Below are 11,200 nucleotides of genomic sequence, written 5' to 3'. Positions count from 1 at the left end.
TTTTTTTTCTGTATATCGATAAAAAAAATTTTTAAAAAAATCTATTTTTTATTGTTTTTTACGGTGTTTTTGTCACACTTGTGGATTAATTATTTATAGAAAAATACAGAAAAACAGTCTTTTTATGTAGAAAAACCTTTAAAATACTGTTTTTTAAACTAAAAATTTTCGCTTAAGCGAAATTTTATAATATAAAATAAAGAATATATAGGATCAAAATAGATAATATTTTTATGCACAAGATAGCCATAAAATGTCCACATGAAAAATAGCTATAATTCAATGATAACACACTTTACTAACAAAAAAGTGGACAAAATTAACCACAGCTTTTCTAAAATATCTAAAAAAAGTTAAAAATGGATTCTTATGGTGGATAAATCTATAGGAAAAATTGCTAAAAACAGACAAGATTACTGTAAAAATATAAAAAGCTATGGATATTTATAAAAAATACAGTAATTTTTTCCACAAGTGGACAAAATTATGTTATTATATTGAAATATAGTTTTTAGAGTGGAAAAAATCGTAAAAATTTTCCCTAAAGGGATTTAAAAATATATTTTATCCACAGCAGGATATTTGTAGTATATAGTAGAGATAAATGAAAGTTTAAATAAAATCTCTCAGATAAATTTTTTATTTGAAAATTTGTCTGAGTAATTAAAATAGGCAAAATGATATTTAGAAGGTTTTATATAAAGATGATTATTTAATTTATATATCTTGCTTAAAATAATTTATTAAGTGCCTTTCACTGCAAAAACTAGCATTTTTATATACAGAATTAGCTGTAGGCAAAAAAGTAGCTCTAAAGCTTGTGAAAACACTATAAAATACAAAAATCAATTGACTTTTATAGTAAAAGTCATTATAATTATATTGTTATGTTTACAATAAGAATTATGAAAGGAGTATTAGAAGATGAAAAGAACTTATCAGCCAAAGAAAAGACAGAGAAAAAGAGAACATGGCTTCAGAAAGAGAATGAAGACTTCTAACGGAAGAAATGTTTTAAAGAGAAGAAGAGCTAAGGGAAGAAAGAGATTAACTCACTAATAGGTTAATTACCTGTGCTTAATTAATGATAATGAAAAGCCACTTGTAATGAGTGGTTTTTTTTATAAAATCATTAGTAGTAATGCTTCCTAAAAGTGTCCTAAAAAAAATTTATTGAATTTGGTAAACATATTGAAATAAGTAGATTATAAAGTTTTACGGCACTACATGAGGAAGGCAATAGAAATTAATGGAGGTTGTTATGCATTTTAATAACACCGATGGAATCAAAAAAGATTCAGACTTCAGAAGGGTTTATCAAAAGGGTAAATCCTTTGCTGATAGAAATCTGGTTATATACACCATGAAAAATGGTAAGGATAGATCTAGAATCGGTATTTCAATTTCTAAAAAAGTAGGCAAGGCTAATGTAAGAAATAAAATAAGAAGATACATAAAGGAAGCTTACAGACTAAATATAGATGAAAATGTAAAACCAGGTTTGGATATAGTTTTTATCGCTAGAATAAATAGTCAGAATGCGGAATACAAAGATATTGAGAAGTCTATTAAGTATATTAGCAGAAAAGCGAACGCAGTTAAGGTGGACAAGAAGCCAAAGAGGTGATAGCATGAAACTTTTAAAAAAAATGGGCAGAAAATTAGCTGATGGATGTGTATTTCTTGTTAGAGGATATCAAAAATACATTTCTCCACTAAAAGGCCCTACATGCAGGTTTTATCCTACATGTTCGCAGTATTCTATACAGGCATTTAAGAAATACGGCTTTCTTAAGGGATTGTGGTTGACAGTAAGAAGAATTAGTAGATGTCACCCTTTTCACCCAGGAGGTTACGACCCGTTAAAGTAGAAGGTCATCTCAAAAGTTGAGATACTATGTTATTAGGAGGATTTGATGGGAGCTATAGCAGATTTTTTAGGAATGGTACTAAAGTGGATATTTGAATTTACTCATAGTTATGGTCTATCAGTAATAATATTTACAGTAATAGTAAAGATGTTGCTTACACCACTTACAGTTAAGCAGACTAAGTCAACATTTGCCATGTCTGAAATTAACCCAAAGATTAAAGAGATTCAGGTAAAATACAAAGATAAGCCTGAAAAGCAGAATGCAGAGATAGCAAAGCTATACAAGGAAATGGAAATAAATCCTATGGCAGGATGTTTACCATTATTAATACAGATGCCAATACTATTTGGTCTATTCTATGTATTTAAAGACCCAATTGCTCATGGAGTTTTCCCAGACAAGGCAGCATTTTTAGCTGCAAATGGAAACTTCTTATGGATTAAGTCTCTGATTAAGCCAGACTATGTTCTAGCAGCTTTATCAGGTTTAAGTGCTTTCTTCATGCAAAAGGTAATGACTCCAAAGGATCAGTTACAGGGATCTATGAAAATGATGACTTGGTTAATGGCAGGTATGTCATTTTATTGGGGATTCATATTCCCAGCAGCACTTGCATTATACTGGACTGTAAGTAACTTATTCTCAGTGTTCCAGTATTATGTAATTACTAAGCCTTTAAAGGCTAGACTGGATGCAGAAAAAGAAGCAAAGCAGAGTGGAAAAAAAGCAACTAAAAAGTAGGAGGCACAAATAGTGGAATCAAAAATATTTTACGCAAAAAATTCAGATGAAGCTGTTGAACAACTACTAAAATCTACAAATGCAGATAAGGAAAGTATTCAGGTAACAGTAAAGGAAAAGCCAAGCAGAGGATTCTTAGGAATCGGAGCAAAAGATGGAGTATTTGAATTAAAATACGAATTAGTAAAAGAAAAATCTGAATTAGAAATGGAAACTGTTGAAGTTGAAAAAATAAAAACAGTTGAGAATAATGAAATTGAAAACAACGAAGTCAAAGAAGACGAAGATAGAGATAAAGAAGAAGTAAACGTAACAACTGAAGATGAAATAAGAATAGCAAAAGAATTTATAGAGGAACTTCTAAAAAATGCCGATGTTAATGCAGAGGTAGATGTTAAACTAGAAGATAATCTTATAAAGATAAGAATAAAGGGTGATGAAGCTAGCTGCCTAATAGGTAGAAGAGGCGACACACTAGATGCTATACAGTTCTTAACAGGACTTGCTCTTAATAGAGTCAATAAGCACTCTCACACAAGAGTTTTTGTAGATATTGAAAACTATAGAAGCAAGAGAGAAGAATCTTTAAAGAGATATTGCTATAAGGCAGCTAGAGAAGTAGCAAGAACTAGAAGAACAAAGAAGTTGGATTACATGAACCCTTATGAAAGAAGAATAATACATTCAGCACTTCAAAATGATAGATATGTAATCACATATAGTGAAGGTACAGATCCATATAGAAGGGTAGTAATTGAATACAAAAAGTAAAATACAAAGATGCTCGCATTATTGCGGGCATCTTTTTTGTGTAAAAATGATAAAAAATTAAAAGCACTATCATTATATAGAGTAGTTTTATTATATATAGTTTTAATAAATTATAGTAAAATTTTTATAAATATAGTATAATATAGCCTAAATTTTCTATTAAATAGTAATATAGTATAATATAGATGAAAGGAAGGGATAAAAATGGAAAATTTTAGATATATAGAGTTTAAAAATGATAATAAAGAACAGCTTTTAGAAGATATAAGATATGAATTTCCATTAATATCCATTTTCGTAGAGCTAGATAAATATAGAGAAAAAATAGTTCCCTGGCATTGGCACAATGAAGTAGAATTGTTTTATGTTGAAAGTGGAGAAGTACTATATTATACAACTCAGGGGAAAATAGCCTTTCCAAAGGGAACAGCAGGATTTATAAACACAAATGTACTTCATAAAACTCGTGCAAACGGTGGAGATGAAGCGACAAATCAAAGAATACATATATTTAATAATGTATTAATAGGGGGTAGACAGGGAAGTGATATATATAGAAAATATATAACTCCTCTTTCATCTTCATCTGTAAATGTAATAAAATTATCACCCAAACTTGAAGGAGAAAAAGAGATTATCGAAAAAATAAAAAAATCTTTTAACATAGATATAGATGAAAAATTTTATGAAATTAAGTTGAAAAATACACTTTCTGAGATATGGTGTGACTTACTAGAACTTAAAGAAGAGGAAATAAATATAAATAATATTAGGGATAAAAATGCAGAAAGAATAAAGGGAATAATGGTTTATATACATGAACATTACAGTGAAAAAATAAGTGTATCAGACATATCTGAAAAATTTTTTATAAGTAATAGAAACTGTTATAGATTATTTAGAGAAAACTTAAATACGAGTCCTCAAGAATATATTAGAAATTATAGAATACAAAAGGCATGTGAACTATTAGCTACTAGTAGGATATCGATAGCAGAAATAGGATACAAATGTGGCCTGGGAAGCAGCAGTTATTTTGGCAAGATATTTAAAGAATTTATGAATTGTACGCCTATGGAGTATAGAAGAAAATGGCAGAATAATAATAAAAATGGGCAGAAATAGTATATTATTGTATACAAAACCACAGTATAATCATAATTGTAGAGATAAATATAATAAACTATAAAAAGATATAACGCCAAAATTTTTTATATACTTGCGAAGAGCCTTTATGGCTCTTTTTTTATACGAATAAATAATAGTTGTTATATTATGAATTGATAATATAGATGTTTTTATTTCAAAAATAACTTTTGAAGAATAACTTACAAGGATATATATTAGAATAGACAGAAAATACTATACAATAAATTTTTTAATTAAAAATAAACTAATACTATAATTATAGCTATAAATATTTATAATTAAGTTGAAAAATATCCATTTTGAATAATAAAAATAATAATGATATAGTTTTCCACTTTAGATTATATTAATAGTGGAAAATGTATGTATGGATGTATATAGATATTAATATTAAAATATAGCTATGATGTATATGAGAAAGGGAAGGTTAGAATGTACGAAACAAGGATAAAAAAAATATTTGATATACTTACCAATGACATGACCTTTCACACATCAGGAGAAATAAGCAGTATTTTAGACTGTAGTTCAAGGACGGTAAGAGATGAAATAAAAGCTCTTAATGTTATACTTTCAGATCATGGAGCTTCAATAGTTACTACTGCAGGAAAAGGATGCATATTCGAGGTATATGATAAGGAATGTTTTGAATCTTTTATAAAAACGGATTGGCATAAATATGCGTTTGAAAAAGAAAATTTTAATAATCCTCAATTTAGGCTTGAATATATAATGAGAATTTTATTGTTTAATAGTGACTATGTGAAGGTAGATGATATATGTGAGGAGTTATTGATAAGTAGATCCCAATTCAATAAAGATTTAAAAATTGTGAAAATGCACTTATCGAAATATAGTCTTTCTATTGAAAGCAAACCATATTCAGGAATTATAGTAGAGGGAAGTGAATTAAACAAAAGATTAGCTATAGCAAATTGTCTTTATGAAAATATTTTTAAAGATGAAAATTATTTTGATATAAAGGATAATGAAAATAGTAAAATTTTGAAAGATATAAAAGGGGTTGTAATAAATACATTTTTAAACTATGAATATGAAATTTCAGAAACAGCCTTTAAAAATCTTATAATTCACCTCTATATAGCTGTGAGAAGAATACAGTCTGGAGATGGGATGAGTGTAGAAAAGGGAGAACTAATAAGATTAAAAAGTAAGAATGAGTATCTTATAGCATGTGAAATTACCAAAAAACTTTCAGAATTGTTTAGTGTAGATTTTCCTGAAGAAGAGATAGCATACATATCTATCCACCTTCTAGGGAAAAAGATAAGCAGAGATACAAATGCAAAGAGTATCCCATCAGAAGCAGAAAACATTACAATAGAGATGTTGAGTATTGTAAAAGATGAAATGGGAATTGATTTGACAGGGGATTTAGATCTTAGAATTTCTTTAGGACTTCACATTACACCACTTATAGATAGAATTCAATATGGATTAGTACTAAATAATCCTGTTTTAGAAGAGATTAAAAAAGATGTATTTGCTTTTGATGCAGCAGCAAAAGCAGCTTGTGTAATCAATAAAAAATACGGTGTAGAGATATCAGAAGATGAAATAGGATATATAGCACTTCATTTAAGTGTAGCTATAAGTAGGATAAATGAAGAAAAAAATAAAAAGAATATATTAATAATATGTGGTTCAGGTGTAGGCACTGCAAATATGATGAAATATAGGTTTTTAAGAGAATTTGAACAATATGTAAATAAGCTTGAAACTTGTGATTACATTAGTGCAAATGAAGCAGATTTGGATCAATATGATCTTATAATTACATCAGTTCCACTTTCCAAGGAAACAAAAACACCAATTATAGAAGTAGGACTATTTCTTAATAAGGAAGATATTATTAATATAAGACCACATATATCCAATGTCTTAGCAGAAAATAAAATGAATAGTTTCTTTTCGGAAGATTTATTTTTCTTTAAAGTAAAAACAAATAATTATGAAAAACTTATAGATAATCTTTCAAAAGAAATAATAAATAAAAAGAACATACATGGAAATCTATATGAATCCATTATGGAAAGAGAAAAGTTGTCTTCTACAGCTTTTGATAATTCAGTTGCCATGCCTCATCCAATGAACCCAATGACAGATGAGACTTTCATTACAGTAGCAATACTAGACAAAGCAATAAAATGGAATGATAAAAAAATAAGTCTTGTAATTCTTCTAAATATAAAAGAAGGAGAAAACTCAGAAGAAATAGAGGATTTTTACTATAAACTGGGGGATTTTATGAGTGATGAAGAAAAAATAAATCGGGCACTGAAATCAAAAAACATGAATGAATTTTTAGAAGTATTTAACGATTAGCAAGGAGGAATTTAGGTGTCTAATATATTTACAGAAGAAACGATACAAATAACGGATAAACAACTGGGCTGGAAAGAGGCAATTAGAACTTGTGCACAACCATTACTTAATAATGGAAGTATAACTGATAGATATGTGGAGTCTATGATAGAGGTAGCAGAAGAAATGGGACCTTTTTTCGATTTTGGTAAAAATGTAGCTGTACCTCATTCAAGACCTGAAAATGGAGTCAATAAAAAGGGAGTATCTATTTTAAAAGTAGAAAATCAAGTAGATCTTCTTGATTTAAAAGATCATCCAATATCAATATTTATAGTTTTGGCAGCTGAAGATAATAGCAGTCATTTAAACATATTAAGTTCACTTTCAGAAATATTAATAGATGATGAAAAGGTAGATGCATTGAAGAGTGCAAGAACAAAGGAAGAAATACTAAATATATTTAATAATTAGGAGGTAATAAAATGAAGTTTTTAACAATTTGCGGTTCAGGGTTAGGGTCAAGTTTTATGGTTCAGATGAATATTGAAAAGGTTTTAAAAGAGTTAGGAGTAACAGGTGTAACAGTTGAGCATTCAGATGTAAGTAGTGCTGTTGATGGTGCAGCAGATGTGTTCTTTATGGCAAAGGATGTTGCAGAAGGAGTTAATTTAAATTCAAAGATTGTTGTTTTAAATAGCATAATAGATATGAATGAACTTAAGGAAAAAGTTACAGAAACTTGTAAAGAATTAAACCTTTTATAGTGATTATACAGTAAAAATAGACTATATGAAAAAAATAATAGGATAATTATGTATTCATATAGTCTGTTTAATACAATATGAATACATAATTACATATACAAAATGATGGAAGAAATTATTCGATTTGATTTTTAAAAATTTTATATAAAAAATAAGGAGGAAATTATGAACGGAGTAATAGGCGTTTTAGTCGATATTGCGAAGACTCCAGCATTTTTGGTTTCTTTAATCGCTTTAGTCGGACTTTTAACACAAAAAAAATCGGGTGCCGACACAGTAAAGGGTACAGTTAAAACATTTGTTGGATTCTTAGTTTTATCTGCAGGAGCAGGAGTTGTATCAGGATCATTAGAACCTTTTGGCGGAATGTTTGAAACAGCATTTAATGTAAAGGGAGTTGTACCTAATAATGAAGCTATTGTTTCTATGGCTTTACAGCAGTTTGGAACAACAACAGCATTAGTGATGTTTTTCGGTATGGCAGTAAATATAGTAATAGCAAGATTCTCTAAGATGAAACACATCTTCTTAACAGGTCATCATACATTATATATGGCTTGTATGTATGCAGTAATATTCTCAGTAGCAGGATTTAAAGGTGCATCTTTAGTGGCAGTAGGTGCATTGGCTTTAGGGGCAACAATGACTTTATCTCCATTTATATTACAGCCATTTATGAGAAAGATGACTGGTGGAGACTCAGTTGGTTTAGGTCACTTTGGCGGTGTAGGATATTGGCTTGCAGGTACAATAGGAAAACTTGTAAGAGGAAAGAAAGAAAAAGTTGTTACAACTGAAGATGTTAACTTCCCAAAGGGATTAGCTTTTTTAAGAGATTCAACAGTTTCAATAGCCTTAACAATGATGGTAATATATGTAATAGTTGCAATAGCAGCTGGACCAGCATACGTTGCAAAGAACTATCCAGATGAAGGAAACTTTATAATTTTTGCCCTTACAAGAGCAGGGCAGTTTGCAGCTGGAGTATACATCATATTACAGGGAGTTAGATTAATACTTAATGAAATTGTTCCAGCGTTTAAAGGTATATCAGAAAAGCTTGTTCCAGAAGCAATTCCAGCACTTGATTGTCCAATAGTATTCACATTTGCACCAAATGCAGTATTAATAGGATTTTTCTCAAGCTTTGTAGGAGGAATAGTAAGTATGATAGCTATGGGACTTCTTGGAACAGTAGTAATACTTCCAGGTGTTGTTCCTCACTTCTTCTGTGGAGCCACAGCAGGTGTGTTTGGTAATGCAGAAGGTGGATTAAAGGGCAGTATATTAGGAGCTTTTGTACAGGGAATACTTATCAGTTTCCTTCCAATATTCTTGATGCCAGTACTTGGAAACCTTGGATTTGCAAATTCAACATTCTCAGATGCTGACTTTGGAATAGGTGGAATATTCTTCGGATCACTTGCAAGTCACGGAGCACAGATGGCAGTAATAGGAGGATTAGTAGTATTATATGCAATAATAGTACTATATTCAGTATTTGCAAAAAAGAAAAAAGCAGCTTAAAAAACAATTTAACTAAACCAATTTTTTAAATTACTAATATAGAAATAAAACTTTCAAAAACAACGTAGAGAGGCTGTATTAATACAGCCTTTTTACATAGAAAAATCAAGTTTAATAATATTTTGAGTAAGTATAGTGAGCGTATTTATAGTTAAAAAATCAATCAAAATGTTATAGATAGAGAAGATTTAATGTATTAAAAAAATAAATAGGAGGTTGTTATGAAAAGAAATGTAAGGGATTTTTCCGATTTAATTAGATATTATACTCTAAAGGAATTAGGAAGATTGGGTTATGGTCATTACGGTGGTGCTTTATCAATAGTTGAAACAATGGCAGTTTTATATGGGGATGAAATGAAATATAATCCTGAAAATCCAAAGGATGAAAATAGAGATTATTTTGTTCTTTCAAAGGGGCATGCGGGTCCATCATATTATGCGACACTAGCTCTGTCAGGTTTTTTCCCATTGGAAAAGCTTAACACGCTAAATGAAAACGGAACCAATTTACCTTCACACCCAGATAGACAAAAGGTCGAGGGCGTAGATATGACAACAGGATCTCTTGGACAAGGTATATCTGCAGCGGCAGGGATTGCATACTATCTAAAAACTAAAAATAAGAATAATAGAGTATATTGTATTGTAGGAGATGGAGAGCTTAATGAAGGTCAATGCTGGGAGGCATTTATGTTTATAGCTCATCACAATCTTAATAATCTCGTAGTTCTTATAGATGACAATAAGAAACAGTTAGATGGATATACAAAAGACATATGCAATATGTTTGATTTGGAAAAGAAATTTGATTCATTTGGTTTCAATCCAATAACTGTAGAAGGTAATAATGTTGAAAGTATAAAGAATGGATTTAAGTTAGCAAAAGAATATAAAGACAGACCTACTGCTATAATTTTGGATACAGTCAAGGGAGCTGGAGTAGAATACATTGAGAACACGGTATCAAATCACCATATGAGACTTGACGAAGAAGCAAAGACTGAAATAAATAAGGAAATGAAAAAACTTCATGATAGTTTGGTAGAAAGAGGTGTTTTAAATGACTAATTATTCAGGAATGGAAATGAGAAAAGCTTATGCAAAAACAATAGAGGAACTTTATGGAGAAGATAAAAATATATTTGCATTGGAAGCAGATTTAAGTGGTTCAATGTCTACGGCTTCTTTAAAGTCAATAATGGGAGATAATTATTTAAATCTTGGAATAATGGAAGCAAATATGATAAGTGTTGCAGCTGGAATAAATCTTGCAGGTGGATATTGTTATATACATTCATTTGGACAGTTTCTTGCCAGAAGAGCAATGGATCAAATATTTATATCAATGGCATATGCTGGGCTTAAAGGTTGTTTAGTAGGGTCGGATTCTGGAGTAACAGCAGAGCACAATGGAGGAACCCATATGACTTTTGAGGATATGGGAATAATTAGAACTATACCAGGTGTAGAAATATACGATGTATGTGATCCAGTTGAACTTTCACAAATATTAAAAAACGCTAAAAATAAAGATGTTTTGACATATATAAGAACTGCTAGAAAAAAGGCAGTTAAGGATATATATGAAGATGGTGAGGATTTTTCTAAGTCTGGGGCAAAGCTTTTAAGAGAAGGAAAAGATGTAACTATACTTGCTTGTGGTATAGAGGTAAACGAGGCAATAAAAGCTGCTGAGGAGCTTTCAGAAAAAGGAATTGATGCTGATGTAATAGATTGTTATAGAATTAAGCCACTAGATGAAGAAGTAATTCTTAAATCAGTATCTAAAACTAAAAAAGTTATAACTTGTGAAAATCATAATGTAAATAATGGTCTTGGTTCAGCAATTGCAGAACTTCTTGGAGAAAAAATGCCTACAAAAATGTACAGAATAGGTGTAAGGGAGAAATTTGGACAGGTTGGAAAGCTAGAATATTTAATGCAACAGTACAAATTGACCGACAAAGATATAATAGAAGCTGTAGAAAAATTGTAGTTGTCAAATTTTAATAAAAAAAGAGATGATATCATCTCTTTTTTTATT

Annotated in this window: 12 protein-coding genes; all 12 read left to right on the top strand. The window is 29.9% G+C overall.

From position 1 onward, the window contains the following. The first annotated feature begins 924 nt into the window (after positions 1 to 924). The 12 genes from rpmH to BMY82_RS08500 all read left to right on the top strand — a co-directional run bounded on the left by rpmH (position 925) and on the right by BMY82_RS08500 (position 11,152). Positions 925 to 1,059: a 50S ribosomal protein L34 gene (rpmH, locus tag BMY82_RS08555; protein ID WP_091976139.1), complete on the top strand. Its 135-nt coding sequence runs from the start codon at positions 925 to 927 to the stop codon at positions 1,057 to 1,059. A gap of 202 nt (positions 1,060 to 1,261) precedes the next feature. Next, entirely contained in the window at positions 1,262 to 1,627 is a 366-nt protein-coding gene (gene rnpA, locus BMY82_RS08550) for a ribonuclease P protein component (RefSeq protein WP_091976138.1), read from the top strand. A gap of 22 nt (positions 1,628 to 1,649) precedes the next feature. Continuing rightward, entirely contained in the window at positions 1,650 to 1,871 is a 222-nt protein-coding gene (gene yidD, locus BMY82_RS08545; protein WP_330386709.1) for a membrane protein insertion efficiency factor YidD, read from the top strand. Positions 1,872 to 1,916: 45 nt separating this feature from the next. Continuing rightward, a complete protein-coding gene (locus BMY82_RS08540) occupies positions 1,917 to 2,615 on the top strand; it encodes a YidC/Oxa1 family membrane protein insertase (RefSeq protein WP_091976136.1) in 699 nt (232 codons plus the stop codon). A gap of 12 nt (positions 2,616 to 2,627) precedes the next feature. Next, positions 2,628 to 3,386: an RNA-binding cell elongation regulator Jag/EloR gene (gene jag / locus BMY82_RS08535; protein WP_091976135.1), complete on the top strand. Its 759-nt coding sequence runs from the start codon at positions 2,628 to 2,630 to the stop codon at positions 3,384 to 3,386. A 204-nt stretch (positions 3,387 to 3,590) separates the two neighbouring features. Continuing rightward, positions 3,591 to 4,511 carry an AraC family transcriptional regulator gene (locus BMY82_RS08530; protein ID WP_091976134.1) on the top strand — a complete coding sequence of 307 codons (921 nt, stop codon included), beginning with the start codon at positions 3,591 to 3,593 and terminating at the stop codon, positions 4,509 to 4,511. Between the two features lie 456 nt (positions 4,512 to 4,967). Further along, a complete protein-coding gene (locus BMY82_RS08525; RefSeq protein ID WP_091976133.1) occupies positions 4,968 to 6,881 on the top strand; it encodes a BglG family transcription antiterminator in 1,914 nt (637 codons plus the stop codon). A 15-nt stretch (positions 6,882 to 6,896) separates the two neighbouring features. Continuing rightward, complete coding sequence (locus BMY82_RS08520; RefSeq protein ID WP_091976132.1) at positions 6,897 to 7,334, top strand: PTS sugar transporter subunit IIA; 438 nt, start codon at positions 6,897 to 6,899, stop codon at positions 7,332 to 7,334. 11 nt (positions 7,335 to 7,345) lie between these two features. Continuing rightward, positions 7,346 to 7,627 (top strand): PTS sugar transporter subunit IIB, encoded by a 282-nt coding sequence (locus BMY82_RS08515; RefSeq protein WP_091976131.1) that lies wholly within the window; start codon positions 7,346 to 7,348, stop codon positions 7,625 to 7,627. Positions 7,628 to 7,792: 165 nt separating this feature from the next. Beyond that, positions 7,793 to 9,154 (top strand): PTS ascorbate transporter subunit IIC, encoded by a 1,362-nt coding sequence (locus BMY82_RS08510; RefSeq protein WP_091976130.1) that lies wholly within the window; start codon positions 7,793 to 7,795, stop codon positions 9,152 to 9,154. A 221-nt stretch (positions 9,155 to 9,375) separates the two neighbouring features. Beyond that, entirely contained in the window at positions 9,376 to 10,224 is an 849-nt protein-coding gene (locus BMY82_RS08505) for a transketolase (protein WP_091976129.1), read from the top strand. Beyond that, positions 10,217 to 11,152, top strand: a complete 936-nt coding sequence (locus tag BMY82_RS08500; protein ID WP_091976128.1) for a transketolase family protein — start codon at positions 10,217 to 10,219, stop codon at positions 11,150 to 11,152. Before BMY82_RS08505 ends, BMY82_RS08500 begins: the two co-directional genes overlap by 8 nt. The last annotated feature ends 48 nt before the right edge of the window (positions 11,153 to 11,200 follow it).

Source organism: Peptostreptococcus russellii (assembly GCF_900110295.1).
Classification (GTDB): domain Bacteria; phylum Bacillota; class Clostridia; order Peptostreptococcales; family Peptostreptococcaceae; genus Peptostreptococcus; species Peptostreptococcus russellii_A.
This window is presented reverse-complemented; position numbering and strand designations above follow the sequence as displayed.

Coding starts and splice junctions, on each gene's coding strand:
- rpmH (WP_091976139.1), top strand. CDS start 925: ATGAAAAGAACTTATCAGCCAAAGAAAAGACAGAGAAAAAGAGAACAT.
- yidD (WP_330386709.1), top strand. CDS start 1,650: ATGGGCAGAAAATTAGCTGATGGATGTGTATTTCTTGTTAGAGGATAT.
- BMY82_RS08525 (WP_091976133.1), top strand. CDS start 4,968: ATGTACGAAACAAGGATAAAAAAAATATTTGATATACTTACCAATGAC.
- rnpA (WP_091976138.1), top strand. CDS start 1,262: ATGCATTTTAATAACACCGATGGAATCAAAAAAGATTCAGACTTCAGA.
- BMY82_RS08500 (WP_091976128.1), top strand. CDS start 10,217: ATGACTAATTATTCAGGAATGGAAATGAGAAAAGCTTATGCAAAAACA.
- BMY82_RS08505 (WP_091976129.1), top strand. CDS start 9,376: ATGAAAAGAAATGTAAGGGATTTTTCCGATTTAATTAGATATTATACT.
- BMY82_RS08530 (WP_091976134.1), top strand. CDS start 3,591: ATGGAAAATTTTAGATATATAGAGTTTAAAAATGATAATAAAGAACAG.
- BMY82_RS08510 (WP_091976130.1), top strand. CDS start 7,793: ATGAACGGAGTAATAGGCGTTTTAGTCGATATTGCGAAGACTCCAGCA.
- BMY82_RS08540 (WP_091976136.1), top strand. CDS start 1,917: ATGGGAGCTATAGCAGATTTTTTAGGAATGGTACTAAAGTGGATATTT.
- BMY82_RS08515 (WP_091976131.1), top strand. CDS start 7,346: ATGAAGTTTTTAACAATTTGCGGTTCAGGGTTAGGGTCAAGTTTTATG.